Below are 15,697 nucleotides of genomic sequence, written 5' to 3' on the forward strand. Positions count from 1 at the left end.
GGAAAATACCTGACGCTTCGTCGGATGGTTTTTCGGCTGGCTCGGCGACAAGACGACTGTATCAGCGATTTAACAGTCTTTTTCTATTCACGGTTGCACAATGTCAGTCTTGCACAGCTATAAATATTTGGAACTTTTGCCAAAGGCCCGGGCTCAATAGACCGTTGCCTGATTCAAGGGACAGTATCGGCTTCAGCGCGGGATCTGTGATTTTTGATCCTTGTCGGTGAATCCGATGACAAGATTATTCGCGCAGCCGGGTTAACCCGCGCTGCGCTTTTCGTGCGTGCCAAATCAGAGCCCGCAGGAAACTTGCTTGGAGGGGGAGAACTTTTGCGAAAAGCCCGAGTCTATGTTTGCAAGTCTGGTCGTTTAGTTATGCAAGTCTCCTCCGAGCTTATCGAGGAGTGTTCATGCTAACCCAGGAAGAGGATCAGCAGCTGGTCGAGCGCGTTCAACGCGGCGACAAGCGAGCTTTCGATCTGCTAGTGCTGAAATACCAGCACAAAATTCTCGGGTTGATCGTGCGTTTCGTGCACGACACCCATGAAGCCCAGGATGTGGCGCAGGAAGCCTTTATCAAGGCGTACCGTGCACTTGGAAATTTTCGCGGAGACAGCGCGTTTTATACGTGGCTTTACCGCATCGCCATCAACACGGCGAAAAACTATCTGGTTTCACGCGGCCGTCGGCCGCCGGATAGCGATGTCAGTTCCGAGGATGCAGAGTTCTACGATGGCGATCATGGCCTCAAGGATCTCGAGTCGCCAGAACGTGCATTGCTGCGGGATGAGATCGAAGGCACCGTCCATCGAACCATTCAGCAACTTCCAGAAGATTTGCGTACGGCCTTAACTTTACGTGAATTCGATGGTCTGAGTTACGAGGACATTGCGGCCGTCATGCAGTGTCCGGTGGGTACCGTGCGCTCCCGGATTTTCCGCGCTCGGGAAGCCATCGATAAAGCCCTGCAGCCGTTGTTGCAGGAAAACTGAGACAGCGGCGACAGCCAAGAGAGGAACGCCATGAGTCGTGAAGCCCTGCAGGAATCGCTGTCCGCAGTGATGGATAACGAAGCGGACGAATTGGAATTGCGTCGGGTATTGAATGCCTTTGACGATGTTGAAACCCGTGATACCTGGGCTCGTTATCAAATCGCTCGGGCAGTTATGCACAAGGATTTGCTGCTTCCACGTCTGGATATCGCTGCGGCAGTCTCTGCTGCGCTGGCTGACGAAGCCGTACCAGCAAAAGCCACCCGTGGTCCATGGCGCAGCCTGGGTCGCCTGGCGGTCGCTGCTTCGGTAACCCTCGCCGTACTGGCAGGTGTTCGTCTGTATAACCAGGACGAGATCGCTGGGGTCGAACTGGCTCAACATTCCAGTCAACCAGGCTTGGCCGTTCCTCAGGTCAAGGGTCCAGCTGTATTGGCAGGCTACAATGAGGGTTCGGAAGCCACTGGTCCTATGGCCAACGGCGTATTGCAAGGTCAGCCAGGTTGGCACGATCAGCGTCTGCCAGGCTATTTGCGCCAACATGCTCAACAGGCTGCACTGAAAGGTACTGAGAGCGCTCTGCCTTACGCTCGTGCAGCAAGCCTGGAAAACCGTTAAGGAGGATCATGCGCGCCATCCCTCTACTTACGCTTCTGCTCGGTGGCTGGTTTGTTGTTCCAGCCCATGCTGATGAAGCCCAGGACTGGTTGACCCGTCTGGGCCAAGCCGAGCAACAGCAAAGCTTTCACGGTACATTCGTCTACGAGCGTAGCGGTAGTTTCTCTACCCACAACATTTGGCACCTCGTCCAGGATGGCAAGGTCCGCGAGCGTTTACTCCAGCTCGACGGCTCGGCACAGGAAGTCGTGCGCATTGATGGACGTACTCAATGCGTCAGCGGCATTCTGATCGCAGGACTCGGAGATTCCCCCAGCTCCGCTGCTCGTGCACTCGATCCACAAAAGCTCAAGAATTGGTACGACCTTGCCGTCATTGGCAAGTCGCGTGTGGCTGGGCGTGCGGCAGTAATCGTTTCACTGAAACCTCGTGATCAACATCGCTACGGTTTTGAATTGCATCTGGATAAAGAAACCGGCCTGCCTCTCAAATCATTGCTTCTGAATGAACGTGGGCAGTTGCTGGAGCGATTCCAGTTCACACGACTGGATACCGCCGATGTTCCTTCCGACCGCGACTTGCAGCCTGGCCCCGATTGCAAAACCATCGCCCTCGACAGTGACAAGGCCTCTGCAATCAAGTCCGCGCAAGTATGGCGTTCGGACTGGTTACCACCAGGTTTCGAGCTGGCCAGCAGTACTTCCCGCAAAGATCCAGAGACCAAAACCCAAGTCAACAGTCTGATGTATGACGATGGTCTGGCCCGTTTCTCGGTTTTCCTTGAGCCGTTGAATGGCGCAACAATTACCGACACTCGCACCCAGTTGGGGCCGACCGCTGCAGTTTCCCGACGCTTGACTACCCCGCAAGGCGAGATGATGGTGACCGTGGTCGGTGAAATTCCGATAGGCACCGCCGAACGGATTGCGCTGTCCATGCGCAGCGACGCCACTGCAACCAAGTAGCGAGCTGAAATCGAAATGTTTGGTGAGCATTTCAACTTGCAAATATCCCCGAATTTTTTTATAGGTCAGAGCCTCTCGGCTCTGGCCTTGTTTGTTGTTCCCGGAACAAAAATACCGGCGTATCGTTCCCGGTGTTCCTTGCTCCATATCGCTTAACCATGCTCGTCGTAACGGGAGCCGTATGTCGATACCACGCTTGAAATCTTATCTTTCTATTTTTGCCACTGTGCTGGTGCTGGGCCAGGCGGTCGCTGTTCAGGCGGTCGAGTTGCCTGACTTCACTCAGTTGGTCGAGCAGGCCTCGCCCGCGGTGGTAAATATCAGTACCACGCAGAAGCTGCCGGATCGCAGAGTGAACGAGCAGATGCCCGACCTTGAAGGCTTGCCGCCCATGTTGCGCGAGTTCTTCGAGCGCGGTATGCCGCCACAGCCGCGTACGCCACGTGGGGATCGTCAGCGTGAAGCCCAATCCCTGGGTTCGGGTTTCATCATCTCGTCTGATGGCTACATCCTGACCAACAACCATGTGATTGCCGATGCAGACGAGATCCTCGTTCGCCTCGCTGACCGCAGCGAACTGAAAGCCAAGCTGGTAGGCACCGATCCGCGCTCCGACGTGGCCCTGCTGAAAATCGAAGGCAAGGATCTGCCAGTCCTCAAGCTCGGCAAATCCCAGGACCTGAAGGCCGGCCAATGGGTCGTGGCGATTGGCTCGCCATTCGGTTTCGACCATACCGTGACCCAAGGGATCGTCAGCGCCGTTGGTCGCAGCCTGCCGAACGAAAACTATGTGCCGTTCATCCAGACCGACGTGCCGATCAATCCGGGTAACTCTGGGGGGCCGCTGTTCAACCTGGCCGGTGAAGTGGTCGGCATCAACTCGCAGATCTACACGCGATCCGGCGGTTTCATGGGCGTGTCGTTCGCGATCCCGATCGACGTCGCGATGGACGTTTCCAATCAGCTTAAAAGCGGTGGCAAAGTCAGCCGTGGCTGGTTGGGTGTGGTGATTCAGGAAGTGAACAAGGATCTGGCCGAGTCGTTCGGCCTGGAGAAGCCAGCCGGCGCGCTGGTGGCTCAGATCCAGGACGACGGCCCGGCTGCCAAGGGTGGCCTGCAAGTAGGGGATGTGATTCTGAGCATGAACGGTCAACCGATCGTCATGTCCGCCGATCTGCCACATCTGGTGGGCGCGCTGAAGGCCGGCTCGAAAGCTGATCTGGAAGTGATTCGTGACGGTAAGCGCAAGAATGTCGAGTTGACTGTCGGCGCTATCCCGGAAGAAGGCAAAGAACTGGATTCGCTGCCGAAATCTACCATCGAGCGCAGCAGTAACCGGCTGGGTGTTTCCGTGGTCGAGCTGACGGATGAGCAGAAGAAAACCTACGACCTCAAAGGCGGCGTCGTCATCAAGGAAGTCCAGGACGGTCCTGCTTCTCTGATTGGCCTGCAGCCAGGCGATGTGATCACTCACCTGAATAACCAGGCAATCAGTTCTGCCAAGGAGTTCACGGATATTGCCAAGGCATTGCCGAAGAACCGCTCGGTGTCGATGCGGGTTCTGCGTCAAGGTCGCGCCAGTTTCATTACCTTCAAACTGGCTGAATAATCCGGTTGTTGGCTAAATAAAAAACCGCCTCGAAAGAGGCGGTTTTTTTGTGCCCGTCTTTTTTGTTTGAAAGGCAGATCAGCCCATCATGTCCTTGATCATGCGTTCCTGTTCCATCAGCTCGCGTTGCCGTGCGTCGATACGCGATGACAGCGGGAAGTTGGTGCCTGCCTTGCGCTTGGCGAAGTCCAGTTGCTGAATGGCCTGGCGGTAATCCCCGACCAGGGCGAAATACTCGGCGCGGGCCTGATGCAGGCCGATGATGTTGCCTGACAGACCGCGAGTCTCGGCCACCATGTACCAGACGTCTGGATCGTCAGGGCGGCTCTTGAGCAGATTCTCCAGTGCTTTTTCCGCATCGGGCGCACGGTTCTGCTTGAGCAGCAGGTCAACACGCACCGAATTCAGCGGATAGTTGCCGGGATACTGCGTCAACATTCGGTCAACCCGAGCCTGGGCGTCCGGCAGACGATTGTTGGTGATGTCCAGATCGACCTGCGCCAGGTTGTAGATGATCTCGTTCGGCGATTTGGCCAGAAGCCCCTTGAGGTTTTCTCGTGCTTCATTCAACTGGCCGCCCTTGATCTGGGCGATGGCCAGGCCATAGCGAGCGACATCATTTTTCGGATTTTCTTCAAGCTGGGCACGAAAGCGTTTGGCGCCCAGGCCTGGGGTTTCTTCATAGATCAACTGGACCCGTGCACGAATCAGCTGATAGCGCATAGAGTCTTCGATGCCGCCGGGTTTTGCCTGTTCGGCGCGGTTGCGCGTGTCAGCGATCCGCGACTCGGTCACTGGGTGAGTCAGCAGAAATTCCGGTGGCTTGGCGTCAAAGCGATATTGGCGCGCCAATCGCTCGAACATGGTCGGCATCGACCGCGGGTCGTAACCGGCCTTTTCCAGGTTGAGGATGCCAATGCGGTCAGCTTCCTGTTCGTTCTGGCGAGAGAAACGCCGCTGTTCCTGAATGGCTGCCGCCTGAGTGCCAGCAATGGCCGCGATCCCGGCATCGCCGGCGCCGGCTGCGGCAATCACGATCCCGGCCAGCAGCGCGGCCATCATCGGCACCTGCATGCGCTGTTGTGCTTCGACGCCACGGGCGAAGTGGCGCTGCGACAAGTGAGCCAATTCGTGAGCGAGTACCGAGGCATATTCGCCCTCGGTCTGGGCATTGAGGAACAAGCCGCCGTTGACCCCGACAATGCCGCCTGGTGCGGCGAAGGCGTTGAGTTGCGGGCTGTTGATCAGGATGAACTCCAGGCGCCGGTCATTGACCTGGCTGGTCTCTACCAGCCTGTAGACGCTGGATTCGACGTAGTCCTTGAGCTGTGGATCGTTGAGTTGCGAAACCTGGCTGCGCAACAACGCCAGCCAGGCACGGCCCAACTGATGTTCCTGTTGCGGCGAGACAATGGCAGAACTGGCGTCGCCGAGTGACGGCAGGTCGTCGGCGAAGCCCGGTGAGGCGAGCAGGCAAGCGAGCGTCAGCAGGGTAGGGCGCAAAAAAGTCATGCACAAAGCCTTAGTCGACAAAGACCTTACTGTAGCCGGACACTACGCTTCGGACCAGATATTCTAGCCGCTCGACCACCTGCCCCCGGAGTGATGCAATGACCGACGCTGTAGCCCATGACGCCGAGCTCGATGCCAGCGGCCTGAATTGCCCCTTGCCGTTGCTCAAGGCCAAGATGGAACTCAATCGACTGGCCAGCGGAGCAGTGCTGAAGGTGATTGCCACCGATGCGGGCTCGCAGCGCGACTTCCGCACCTTTGCCCGATTGGCCGGTCATACCCTGCTTCGTGAAGAAGATGAAGCGGGTGTTTACCGCTACTGGTTGAAAAAAGCCTGAATTCTGCTGCGTTCATTTCTAAGGATTATTGATGTTCAAAGTGTTACGCGACTGGATTCAGCGCTACTTCTCCGATGAAGAGGCCGTGGTGCTGGCGGTCCTGCTGTTTCTGGCGTTTACCGCCGTACTGACGCTGGGCGGCATGCTTGCGCCAGTGCTGGCCGGGATGGTGCTGGCGTATTTGATGCAAGGGTTGGTCGTCAATCTCGAACGCCTGCGCACGCCGGGCGGGGTGGCGGTGGGATTGGTCTTTGCGTTGTTCATGGGGCTGTTGCTGGTGTTCATCGTGATTGTGGTGCCGTTGCTCTGGCATCAGTTGATTACGCTGTTCAACGAGTTACCCGGCATGCTCGCCAAATGGCAGTCGCTGTTATTGCTGCTGCCCGAGCGCTACCCGCATCTGGTGTCCGATGAGCAGGTGCTGCAGGCCATCGAAGTGGCGCGGGGCGAGATCGGCAAGTTCGGTCAGTGGGCGCTGACGTTCTCGCTGTCGAGTCTGCCGTTGCTGGTGAACATCATGATCTACCTGGTGCTGGTGCCGATCCTGGTGTTTTTCTTTCTCAAGGACCGGGAGATGATCGGTCAGTGGGTGCGGGGTTACTTGCCCCGCGAGCGGGCGCTGATCACCCGCGTCGCTCATGAAATGAATAGGCAGATCGCCAATTACATTCGCGGCAAGGTCATCGAGATTTTCATTTGCGGTGGCGTGACCTACATAGGTTTTGTGGTTATGGGGCTTAACTATGCGGCGTTGCTGGCATTGCTGGTGGGCGTGTCGGTGGTGGTGCCTTACGTCGGTGCCGTGGTGGTGACCGTGCCGGTCATGCTGATTGCACTGTTCCAGTGGGGCTGGAGCGATCAGTTCATCTATTTGATGGCGGTCTACGGAATCATCCAGGTGCTGGACGGCAACGTGCTGGTGCCGCTGTTGTTCTCGGAAGCGGTCAATCTGCATCCGGTGGCGATCATCTGCGCGGTGCTGTTGTTTGGCGGGCTGTGGGGCTTTTGGGGTGTGTTCTTTGCGATTCCGCTAGCAACCTTGTTCAAGGCCGTACTGGATGCGTGGCCGCGCAAAGAGCCGGTGGTGGCGCCGTTGCTTTAACTGCGAACATTGAATATGCGGTGGGAGTCGGGCCTCATCGCGAACAGGCTCGCTCCCGCATTCAACCGCGTTTGTCTGGACAACTCGGTCAACTGTGGGAGCGAGCCTGCTCGCGAAAGCGTCCGAAAGGACGCTAAAAATCAGGCCTTGTTCAGCGCCTGAGCTGCAGCCAAAACCGCATCCACATGCCCCGGCACCTTCACTCCGCGCCATTCCTGACGCAGCACACCATCCTTGTCGATCAGGAACGTGCTGCGATCAACGCCCATATATTCCTTGCCATAGAGCTTTTTCAGCTTGATCACGTCGAACTGCTGGCAGAGCACTTCTTCCTTGTCGCTGATCAGCTCGAAGGTGAACGCCTGCTTGGCCTTGAAGTTTTCGTGTGATTTCAGGCTGTCGCGAGACACGCCAAAGACTTCGGTATTGGCGGCTTTAAAGGCGTCGAGCTGGTCACGAAAGCCCTGGCCTTGAGTGGTGCAGCCTGGCGTGCTGTCCTTTGGATAGAAGTAGATCACCACCTGCTTGCCTTTGAGGTTCGCGAGGTTGACGGTCTGCCCGCTGGTGGCGGGTGCTTCGAAGTCGGCAACCGGTTGGTCGATGGCAACGGCCATGAAAGCTTCCTTACATTGGGTTTTGTGGGCGCCACGGTTCGATCAGGGCATCCAGGTTCAGCGCGTCGGCGAAGTCCAGGAACTGATCGCGCAGCCAGCTGATCTGCACACCGGCCGGCAAGGTCACGGTAAACGTGGCATTGAGCATGGTGCCGCCGGTTTGCGGAGCCTGATAGGTGTCGCAGGTCAGGTTTTCCAACTCGACGTTGTGGTCCATGAAGAACTGGCACAGCTCGTTGATGATGTCCGAGCGGTAAGCCGAGCTGACATAAGCGACGTATGGCAGGGCTTGAGGACGATTCTCCAGCGCCGCGCTACGCACTACGTTGACCGTAAAGGCGTGCTTCTTGGCGAGGCTCGACAGGCTGCCTTCGAGGCGCGCCAGGGCGTCCCAGCTGCCGGAGATCTCGAGGATCAACGCACTGCACTCGCCATGACGTGTCAGGCGAGAGGTGACCACGGCGCAGCGGTTTTCATGGCTGGCGCGGCACAGGACGTTAGTCAGCTCCATGGGGTTGGCGCCGAGGGCACTGATGACAAGGAATTGTTCGCGAACTGTGGGGGTGGACATGCAGCATTCCTAAAGCGATGAGCGGTCGGTACGACCAAGGGCTTTTTTCCGGGAACGAGCCTGCGGATGCGAATTCAGAAAACCCGAGCCACAAGGTTGCAACATGCTCCAGTGAGGCAGGAGCGAGGGGCGGCAACGCTGGATCGGGGCTTGTGATGCCGAAAATGGAGGCTGGAACCCGGCGTACGAGCTTATCAGTACCGATCAAAGTCTGAAGGGTAGCGAAAAGCAGCGCCAAGGGGAATGGCAGCAGCGCAGTACTTCGCTTGTACAAGCATCTTGGCGCCAGTACCATTACCGCTCTCTTTTTCCGGCAGGAGCGGTTTCATGATTGCGGGCAGTATGGTGGCACTGGTCACACCCATGGATGCACAAGGGCGTCTTGACTGGGACAGCCTCAGCAAACTCGTGGACTTCCACCTTGAAAACGGCACCCATGCCATTGTCGCGGTCGGTACTACCGGCGAGTCGGCAACCCTCGACGTAGACGAACACATCGCCGTCATCAAGGCCGTGGTCAAGCAGGTCAATGGCCGTATTCCGGTCATCGCCGGTACCGGCGCCAACTCGACCCGCGAAGCCGTGGAACTGACCCGTAACGCCAAAGAGGCCGGCGCCGACGCCTGCCTGCTGGTCGTTCCGTACTACAACAAGCCGACCCAGGAAGGCTTGTACCTGCACTTCAAGCACATTGCCGAAGCGGTCGACATCCCTCAGATCCTCTACAACGTTCCTGGCCGCACCTCCTGCGACATGCAGGCCGAGACCGTGATTCGCCTGTCCACTGTGCCGAACATCATCGGTATCAAGGAAGCCACCGGCGACATGAAGCGTGCCAAGGCAATCCTTGATGGCGTGAGCAAGGACTTCATCGTGCTGTCCGGCGATGATCCGACCGCTGTCGAGCTGATCCTGATGGGCGGCAAGGGCAACATCTCCGTCACCGCCAACGTCGCCCCGCGCGAAATGGCCGACCTGTGCGAGGCGGCGCTCAAGGGCGACGCCGAGACTGCACGGGCAATCAACGAAAAATTGATGCCGCTGCACAAGGATCTGTTCATCGAAGCCAACCCGATTCCGGTGAAGTGGGCTTTGGTCGAAATGGGCCTGATGCACGAAGGCATTCGCCTGCCGCTGACCTGGCTGAGCGCACCTTGTCATGAAACGCTTCGCACGGCCCTGCGCCAGTGCGGCGTCCTGGTTTAATTGAGGAAGTACTACGCATGAAGCGATTGGCCGGACTTTCCGCACTTGCCTTGATCATCTCCAGCACCAGTGGCTGTGGATGGGTCTGGGGCCCGGAAGGTTATTTCCGTGACCGCGGTAGCGATTACCTGGAAGCGCAACAGACTGCACCCATGCAACTGCCGCCGGATGTCAGCACCGCCAAACGTCTGGATCCGCTGTTGCCGATCCCGCGCAACGTGGCCGATGACTCCGTCAAGGGCGAGTACATCGTTCCTCGTCCGCAGCCGTTGTCGGCAGCGGCTGACGCCAGCGCCTACTCGCTGCAAAAGACCGGTGATTCGCGTTGGATCGTCGCTCAGAACCCGCCGGCCGAAGCCTGGCCAGTGGCCGTGCAGTTCTTCCAGGACAACGGTTTCCGTCTGGACGAACAGCGTCCGCAAACCGGCGAATTCACCACCACCTGGCAGCATTCCGACGAGCTGTCCGCAGCGATGGCCAAGCGCCTGAGCGCAGCCGGTGTCGGCGCTGACAGCGAAACCCGCGTGCGGGTCCGCATCGAGCCAGGCGTGCAGCGCAACACCAGCGAAATCTACGTGGTCAGCGCCGAGCGTCCTGCCGGTAGCACCGCCGACGTGGCCTTCACCAACCGTTCGGTCAACACTGGCCTGGACGCGGCACTGGTCGACGACATGCTCGCGAGCATGAGTCGCACTTCGGAGAAGGGCGGTTCGGTCTCCATGCTGGCTTCGCGTGACGCCGATACGCCAAGTCGTGTCAGCCTGAGCGAAGACGGCAGCGGTAACCCTGTCCTGAACGTCGGCACCGACCTGGATCGTGCCTGGTCGAGCGTCGGTCGTGCGCTGGAACAGGGCGAGTGGCGCGTTGAAGACATCAACCGCAGCCTGGGTCTCTACTACATCAACCTGGCCGAAAAAGCCGAGAAGAAGGACGAGAAGCCAGGTTTCTTCAGTGGTCTGTTCGGCAGCAAGCCGGACAAGGAAGAAGTTGAAGCCCGTGCCGAGCGTTATCAGGTTCGCCTGAGCAAGGTTGGCGAAAACGTCCAGGTCACCGTAGAGAAAAACATCAACACCGTGGCGCCGGCAGATGTGGCGCGCAAGGTATTGAGCGTGATTCAGGACAATCTGGGCTGATCACATGCGTTTTGCCGTTCTCGGCAGCGGTAGCCAAGGGAACGGCACGCTGATAGCCAGCGCTGACACGTATGTGCTGGTGGATTGTGGTTTCTCCCTGCGGGAAACCGAAAAACGCCTGCTGCGCCTGGGTGTGAACCCTGCGCAGCTGAGCGCGATACTCGTGACCCACGAACATGCCGACCACGTGCATGGCGTGGGTTTGCTGTCTCGGCGCTACAATCTGCCTGTCTACCTCAGTCGCGGTACCCTGCGCGGGATGCGCAAACCCATAGAACCGGCTGGCCTACTGGCCGGCGGCGAGCAACTGCAGATCGGCGCACTGAGCATCGGCGTCATTGCCGTGGCCCATGATGCACAGGAACCGACGCAATACGTCTTCAGTGACGGTGAGCGGCGTTTCGGCCTGTTGACCGACCTGGGCTCGTATTGCAACAAGGTGCTGGACGGTTATCGGGACCTCGATGCGTTGATGATCGAGTCCAACCATTGCCGTGACATGCTGGCTCGCGGTCATTACCCGTACTTTCTCAAGCAGCGGGTAGGCGGTGAACTGGGGCATTTGAACAACCATCAGGCGGCATTCCTGGTGTCCGAGTTGGGCTGGCAAGGCCTGCAACACCTGGTCCTGGCCCATCTGAGCAGCAAGAACAACCTGCCGCAGCTGGCCCGGCAATGTTTTGTCGACACCCTCGGGTGCGACCCGGACTGGCTGCAACTGGCCGATCAAGATTCAGGGCTCGACTGGCGACACATCGCCTAGCCCACCTACTTAGCAAGCGGAGCCCATCATGGAAAAACGTGAAGAACTCTACCGCGGCAAAGCCAAATCGGTTTTCAAGACCGACGACGCTGACCGCTTGATCCTGCTGTTTCGCAACGACACTTCGGCGTTCGACGGCAAGCGCATCGAGCAGCTCGACCGCAAAGGCATGGTGAACAACAAGTTCAACGCCTTCATCATGCAGAAACTCGAAGCAGCCGGCGTGCCGACCCAATTCGACAAACTGCTGGGCGACAATGAATGCCTGGTGAAGAAGCTCGACATGATCCCGGTCGAGTGCGTCGTGCGTAACTACGCCGCCGGCAGCCTGGTCAAGCGCCTGGGCGTTGAAGAGGGCATGAAGCTCAACCCTTACACCTTCGAACTGTTCCTGAAGGACGACGCCAAGGGCGACCCGTTCATCAACGAATCCCACGTCGTGGCTTTCGGTTGGGGCACCGCCGAGCAACTGGTTCGCATGAAAGAACTGTCGCTCAAGGTCAACGAAGTCCTGAGCAAACTGTTCGACGACGCCGGCCTGCTGCTGGTCGACTTCAAACTGGAATTCGGCGTGTTCTCCGACGGCTCCATCGTCCTGGGCGACGAATTCAGCCCGGACGGCTGCCGCCTGTGGGACAAGGCCACCGGCAAGAAAATGGACAAGGACCGCTTCCGTCAGGGCCTCGGTGACGTCATCGAAGCGTACGAAGAAGTCGCCAATCGTCTGGGCGTACCGCTTTAATCGACGCAAGCATCTGATAGCACGGAAAAATTTCGCTTAGGGGGTTCGCTTCCGGCAAAAGTGTTGTTATGATGCGCGCCGTTGGAGAGATGCCAGAGTGGCCGAATGGGACGGATTCGAAATCCGTTGTACCTTCACCGGTACCTAGGGTTCGAATCCCTATCTCTCCGCCATTATTAAAAAACCTTTGTAAATCAATGAGTTGCGAAGGTTAAGAAACAGTGATTTGTAGCAGTAGTTTGCAGCAATTTTTTGCCAAACTGCAGCGACCAAATCGCTGTTTTTTTTCGTCTGTATTTTCTGATTGAGCGATCAAGTCCTACCGCTACGTCTCATTGGCTAGCACCCTGTGTGACCGCCTATGGTGCGAAACAGTGGGGGTTCGCCTCGCTTTGCATAGCACGCGAGCGATTGTGCATTAAAAGCCCCCTCTGCGGCTCTGCGGCTCTGCGGCTCTGCAGGAAAAGATCAACCAAAGGAGGGTTGATTTGCTTCGGTGGCACGGTGAGTATGAGCAGCAAATAGCCGTCATCTCAGGAGGTCGCGATGCCGCTACAAACAAGGAATGTCTTCGTAGATACAGAGTTTTTTGTGAAGGCTGGTTTGGATTTCTCATCCAAGATCTTAGAGTCTTTCAAAGATATTTGTAGTGATGGTGAGCTAAATCACATCACCAGCACGATAGTTATCCGAGAAGTAAAACGTAAAATAAGTGAGCACATTGGAGATGCTATCAATGGAGTGAATGCATTTCGCCGTAAAGCGAAAATCCTGACGAATTCTAATGACGATATCATTAAAAATTTATTTGTGCCTTTCGATCAAAAAGAAATAGAAAACCATGCAATTCAAGTTTTCGATGAGTTTCTCGATGATTCAAATACTACTATTGTTGATTTAAGCAAAGTAGATGGAAACGAAATTGTCGAGATGTACTTTGATCAAAAACCACCATTTCAAGGTGGAAAGAAAAAAAATGAATTTCCTGACGCGTTTACCCTTTTGGCTGTTCGTGGTGCTTTGAAGGGTCACGAAGAAATATATGTTGTTTCCGAAGATAAGGACTTGATTACTTTCTGCGAAGAAAACCCCCGATTCATCCAAGTCGACAGCCTAAGCAAACTTCTCGACCTTTATAACGCCCATGATGAAGATCGTTCGAAATTCATCAAAGAATATATCGAAGAGCATGAGGCAGATATTAAGCAGAGTATAAAATCTCAAATTGAAGATGCCGATGCTTATAACTCGTCAACGTGGGAAGATGCGGAGGTAGATGAGTTCTCAATTCTCGGTGTTGGAGATTTTGAGCCATCTATCATCCATATTGACGATGAGAACTGTCAAATCGTTTGCGATGTTGAGGTGCACTACCGTGTGTCTGTTACGGGACCTGACTACGCAAATGGTCGATATGACAGAGAAGATGATGTCATATACACCTTTGAAGATACGACTCAGGTAGATGAAGGAAAGCTAGAGTTTACGGTTGAGATCGACCTTTCGTATGAGGTGGATGATGGAGAGTTTACAATTCAAGATATGGACATAAGCGTTCAAGGTCTATCGGGCGGGATTGAATTCTCAGTAGAGGAAACTCCTTACGAGGACTACAGGTAATCGCCTGCGGTAATTCTCCGTCAATTTTAGAGTGTAAGGCCGCAAATGCGGATTTTTCTGGTGTTCGCTTCGCTTTTCCGGTGATCTGTTCACTGGATTAACGATAAATTGCTCAAGGATTAGACGATGCTACAAAGCTATGCTTTCCGTAATCGGGACGGCCTATTAGGAATCTTTCAAAAAGAAGGCAACGTAGTTCATCTGTATGTAGATAGTCAGTTCTATACATACGATTGCCGAGATTGGAAGGAATGGACTCAACAAGCTTCAAGTGATTACGATAAAAGATTTGCGGGTGGGGATATTTTAAAACCAACGGAAAAATCAATTTATTTTTATTTGCTTCGGTTTTGCGAAAGTATTAACATTGACGTGCTCGACTTGGTTGAAGTGGCGAATCCCGGATTTTTCTTCTCTCGAATCAGCAGAGGAAATTTTCAATTTAACTACGTAGGGGATAGCTACTACCAAGAAATTAGAGCCTACCAAGCGATTCAGGATTCATTAGATTCACTTCTCTACGTTGTTGAACCATCGGTTACAAATTTTGAATCTTACGGCCATAAGATACGCGAGCTTTTGATTTTGGCATGTACTGAGGTCGAATACCTTTTGCTCAGGGTATTGATGGAAAACGGGTATCCCCAACAAAAATCCTATAAAACGACCGACTACATCCATTGCTTACCAATACTCAAGCTAAATGAATACAAGGTTGTATTGGGTCAATATCCGAATTTAAAGATTTTCCAGCCATTTGCTAACTGGAACAATCAATCACCAACGCAGACGCTTGAATGGTATGACGCGTATAACTCAGTGAAACACAATCGAGGCGGAAGCCTGAAAAATGCAAATTTCAAAAATTTGCTTGATGCGATTGCCGCTATTCATATTTTGCTAGAAGCTCAATATGGAAAAAATGTCTTCCACAAATGGACTCAGTACAAGGAAGCCAAAAGCGTCTTCGAGAGTGTTTCTCGGCCGGAATGGAACCCTGCAGAAATCTCTGTACCTATATTTGAGGGGTACGAGATAAAGACTAATTGGATCGGTGCTTTGCAGTATTTTGCGAGTAATCCGATTTCTAGCAAATCGCCGAAACCGAAATGCATAACGTGTGGTAAATAAATTGATGAATAGAAGCCGATTTTCCCGGTTGCGACACGCCCGGCAAACGGTGCGTTTTTAGATCGAGGTGGTTTTGAGTGCTGGGACTTGTACCAGCGCATAAAATCGCCGGATACGCGGCGTATGACACTGCAACCGTAGGATTGGGTAGAATCAACGAATGGTGCCACTGCTGGGCCACCACTCAACGATCTCTAAGGATGGCGAATGAAAAAAATAATTTTTATGCTGGTTGCTGGATTGCTGCTGAGTGGCTGCGTCACGCAAAAGCCACCGCTTTCAGACGATCAGTACACTGCGTTCGCAACATTGCTTACAGGCATCCATAAGTGCGTTGTGACTGGCTATGTTACGCCAGAGGTTGGTGCCCGAGCCCAATCATATGCAGAAGGGAATTTGAACACCTACCAATTCAATTTTGAAGTTTTGAAAAGCCGCGTTAGCCGTGTAGCTGATACCGTTAATCCATCGCAAGGCGATTGCAACACACTAGCAATGCAGGTTGCTCAGAGAAAAAATCAAATAGATGCAAATAATGAGCAGGTTGCTCGCGAGGCTCAGACATGGAAAGACTTGAGCGACTCTCAAAATCAAAACAAAACAACATACTGCAATAAAATTGGGACACAGACTATTTGTAATTCTTATTGATTTTTAGCGGGCGGCGGCTCGCCTACGGTTCAGGATGTGCCGAACGTCTTTAGGGATGACCAGACGCACATGAAAGGTGCCTGAACGCAGTATCAAATTGATGCCATGTCATTACTCTACTAGAGGG

Annotated in this window: 17 protein-coding genes and 1 tRNA gene; 14 read left to right on the top strand and 4 right to left on the bottom strand. The window is 54.8% G+C overall.

From position 1 onward, the window contains the following. Positions 1-413: 413 nt before the first annotated feature. From rpoE to BLW70_RS12075, 4 genes are all read left to right on the top strand, one after another. Positions 414-995, top strand: coding sequence for an RNA polymerase sigma factor RpoE/AlgU (gene rpoE / locus BLW70_RS12060; protein ID WP_007944079.1), 582 nt, complete (start codon positions 414-416; stop codon positions 993-995). Positions 996-1,025: 30 nt separating this feature from the next. Beyond that, complete coding sequence (locus BLW70_RS12065) at positions 1,026-1,613, top strand: sigma-E factor negative regulatory protein (RefSeq protein ID WP_074874279.1); 588 nt, start codon at positions 1,026-1,028, stop codon at positions 1,611-1,613. Positions 1,614-1,621: 8 nt separating this feature from the next. Further along, positions 1,622-2,578 (top strand): MucB/RseB C-terminal domain-containing protein, encoded by a 957-nt coding sequence (locus tag BLW70_RS12070; RefSeq protein WP_074874280.1) that lies wholly within the window; start codon positions 1,622-1,624, stop codon positions 2,576-2,578. A gap of 181 nt (positions 2,579-2,759) precedes the next feature. Next, the gene (locus BLW70_RS12075) at positions 2,760-4,187 is read left to right on the top strand and encodes a DegQ family serine endoprotease (protein WP_074874281.1); all 1,428 of its coding nucleotides are present in this window, start codon (positions 2,760-2,762) and stop codon (positions 4,185-4,187) included. A 78-nt stretch (positions 4,188-4,265) separates the two neighbouring features. Here BLW70_RS12075 and BLW70_RS12080 read toward each other — a convergent pair whose 3' ends face one another. Further along, on the bottom strand, positions 4,266-5,699 hold the full coding sequence (locus BLW70_RS12080) for a M48 family metalloprotease (RefSeq protein ID WP_074874282.1): 1,434 nt from the start codon (positions 5,697-5,699) through the stop codon (positions 4,266-4,268). A 98-nt stretch (positions 5,700-5,797) separates the two neighbouring features. On the opposite strand from BLW70_RS12080, the gene BLW70_RS12085 reads away from it, so the two are divergent. Both BLW70_RS12085 and BLW70_RS12090 read left to right on the top strand, forming a co-directional pair. Further along, positions 5,798-6,037 carry a sulfurtransferase TusA family protein gene (locus tag BLW70_RS12085; protein ID WP_007930235.1) on the top strand — a complete coding sequence of 80 codons (240 nt, stop codon included), beginning with the start codon at positions 5,798-5,800 and terminating at the stop codon, positions 6,035-6,037. Between the two features lie 31 nt (positions 6,038-6,068). Further along, positions 6,069-7,139 carry an AI-2E family transporter gene (locus tag BLW70_RS12090; RefSeq protein ID WP_074874283.1) on the top strand — a complete coding sequence of 357 codons (1,071 nt, stop codon included), beginning with the start codon at positions 6,069-6,071 and terminating at the stop codon, positions 7,137-7,139. A gap of 140 nt (positions 7,140-7,279) precedes the next feature. Here the strand turns inward: BLW70_RS12090 and BLW70_RS12095 are convergent, their stop codons facing one another. Then, positions 7,280-7,753: a peroxiredoxin gene (locus BLW70_RS12095; RefSeq protein WP_074874284.1), complete on the bottom strand. Its 474-nt coding sequence runs from the start codon at positions 7,751-7,753 to the stop codon at positions 7,280-7,282. A gap of 10 nt (positions 7,754-7,763) precedes the next feature. Next, positions 7,764-8,324: a glycine cleavage system transcriptional repressor gene (locus tag BLW70_RS12100; RefSeq protein WP_046055714.1), complete on the bottom strand. Its 561-nt coding sequence runs from the start codon at positions 8,322-8,324 to the stop codon at positions 7,764-7,766. Positions 8,325-8,651: 327 nt separating this feature from the next. On the opposite strand from BLW70_RS12100, the gene dapA reads away from it, so the two are divergent. From dapA to BLW70_RS12145, 8 genes are all read left to right on the top strand, one after another. Further along, a complete protein-coding gene (gene dapA / locus BLW70_RS12110; protein WP_074874285.1) occupies positions 8,652-9,530 on the top strand; it encodes a 4-hydroxy-tetrahydrodipicolinate synthase in 879 nt (292 codons plus the stop codon). A 17-nt stretch (positions 9,531-9,547) separates the two neighbouring features. Further along, a complete protein-coding gene (gene bamC, locus BLW70_RS12115) occupies positions 9,548-10,663 on the top strand; it encodes an outer membrane protein assembly factor BamC (RefSeq protein ID WP_074874286.1) in 1,116 nt (371 codons plus the stop codon). A 4-nt stretch (positions 10,664-10,667) separates the two neighbouring features. After that, complete coding sequence (locus tag BLW70_RS12120) at positions 10,668-11,426, top strand: MBL fold metallo-hydrolase (RefSeq protein WP_008153089.1); 759 nt, start codon at positions 10,668-10,670, stop codon at positions 11,424-11,426. A gap of 28 nt (positions 11,427-11,454) precedes the next feature. Continuing rightward, on the top strand, positions 11,455-12,168 hold the full coding sequence (gene purC, locus BLW70_RS12125; RefSeq protein ID WP_008034929.1) for a phosphoribosylaminoimidazolesuccinocarboxamide synthase: 714 nt from the start codon (positions 11,455-11,457) through the stop codon (positions 12,166-12,168). 83 nt (positions 12,169-12,251) lie between these two features. After that, positions 12,252-12,341: transfer RNA gene (locus BLW70_RS12130), tRNA-Ser, on the top strand. Between the two features lie 373 nt (positions 12,342-12,714). Continuing rightward, positions 12,715-13,788, top strand: a complete 1,074-nt coding sequence (locus tag BLW70_RS12135) for a PIN domain-containing protein (RefSeq protein WP_074874287.1) — start codon at positions 12,715-12,717, stop codon at positions 13,786-13,788. 126 nt (positions 13,789-13,914) lie between these two features. Then, positions 13,915-14,919, top strand: a complete 1,005-nt coding sequence (locus BLW70_RS12140) for a hypothetical protein (RefSeq protein ID WP_074874288.1) — start codon at positions 13,915-13,917, stop codon at positions 14,917-14,919. Between the two features lie 207 nt (positions 14,920-15,126). Beyond that, positions 15,127-15,570, top strand: a complete 444-nt coding sequence (locus tag BLW70_RS12145; RefSeq protein WP_074874289.1) for a membrane lipoprotein lipid attachment site-containing protein — start codon at positions 15,127-15,129, stop codon at positions 15,568-15,570. A 3-nt stretch (positions 15,571-15,573) separates the two neighbouring features. Here the strand turns inward: BLW70_RS12145 and BLW70_RS31480 are convergent, their stop codons facing one another. Beyond that, positions 15,574-15,666 (bottom strand): hypothetical protein, encoded by a 93-nt coding sequence (locus tag BLW70_RS31480; protein ID WP_413037944.1) that lies wholly within the window; start codon positions 15,664-15,666, stop codon positions 15,574-15,576. Positions 15,667-15,697: the final 31 nt, after the last annotated feature.

This window comes from Pseudomonas frederiksbergensis, assembly GCF_900105495.1.
Lineage (GTDB): Bacteria > Pseudomonadota > Gammaproteobacteria > Pseudomonadales > Pseudomonadaceae > Aquipseudomonas > Aquipseudomonas frederiksbergensis.

What these genes read in the sequence shown, in the direction of transcription:
- rpoE (WP_007944079.1), top strand. Translation starts at nt 414, where the DNA reads ATGCTAACCCAGGAAGAGGATCAGCAGCTGGTCGAGCGCGTTCAACGC.
- BLW70_RS12065 (WP_074874279.1), top strand. Translation starts at nt 1,026, where the DNA reads ATGAGTCGTGAAGCCCTGCAGGAATCGCTGTCCGCAGTGATGGATAAC.
- BLW70_RS12070 (WP_074874280.1), top strand. Translation starts at nt 1,622, where the DNA reads ATGCGCGCCATCCCTCTACTTACGCTTCTGCTCGGTGGCTGGTTTGTT.
- BLW70_RS12075 (WP_074874281.1), top strand. Translation starts at nt 2,760, where the DNA reads ATGTCGATACCACGCTTGAAATCTTATCTTTCTATTTTTGCCACTGTG.
- BLW70_RS12080 (WP_074874282.1), bottom strand. Translation starts at nt 5,699, where the DNA reads ATGACTTTTTTGCGCCCTACCCTGCTGACGCTCGCTTGCCTGCTCGCC.
- BLW70_RS12085 (WP_007930235.1), top strand. Translation starts at nt 5,798, where the DNA reads ATGACCGACGCTGTAGCCCATGACGCCGAGCTCGATGCCAGCGGCCTG.
- BLW70_RS12090 (WP_074874283.1), top strand. Translation starts at nt 6,069, where the DNA reads ATGTTCAAAGTGTTACGCGACTGGATTCAGCGCTACTTCTCCGATGAA.
- BLW70_RS12095 (WP_074874284.1), bottom strand. Translation starts at nt 7,753, where the DNA reads ATGGCCGTTGCCATCGACCAACCGGTTGCCGACTTCGAAGCACCCGCC.
- BLW70_RS12100 (WP_046055714.1), bottom strand. Translation starts at nt 8,324, where the DNA reads ATGTCCACCCCCACAGTTCGCGAACAATTCCTTGTCATCAGTGCCCTC.
- dapA (WP_074874285.1), top strand. Translation starts at nt 8,652, where the DNA reads ATGATTGCGGGCAGTATGGTGGCACTGGTCACACCCATGGATGCACAA.
- bamC (WP_074874286.1), top strand. Translation starts at nt 9,548, where the DNA reads ATGAAGCGATTGGCCGGACTTTCCGCACTTGCCTTGATCATCTCCAGC.
- BLW70_RS12120 (WP_008153089.1), top strand. Translation starts at nt 10,668, where the DNA reads ATGCGTTTTGCCGTTCTCGGCAGCGGTAGCCAAGGGAACGGCACGCTG.
- purC (WP_008034929.1), top strand. Translation starts at nt 11,455, where the DNA reads ATGGAAAAACGTGAAGAACTCTACCGCGGCAAAGCCAAATCGGTTTTC.
- BLW70_RS12135 (WP_074874287.1), top strand. Translation starts at nt 12,715, where the DNA reads ATGCCGCTACAAACAAGGAATGTCTTCGTAGATACAGAGTTTTTTGTG.
- BLW70_RS12140 (WP_074874288.1), top strand. Translation starts at nt 13,915, where the DNA reads ATGCTACAAAGCTATGCTTTCCGTAATCGGGACGGCCTATTAGGAATC.
- BLW70_RS12145 (WP_074874289.1), top strand. Translation starts at nt 15,127, where the DNA reads ATGAAAAAAATAATTTTTATGCTGGTTGCTGGATTGCTGCTGAGTGGC.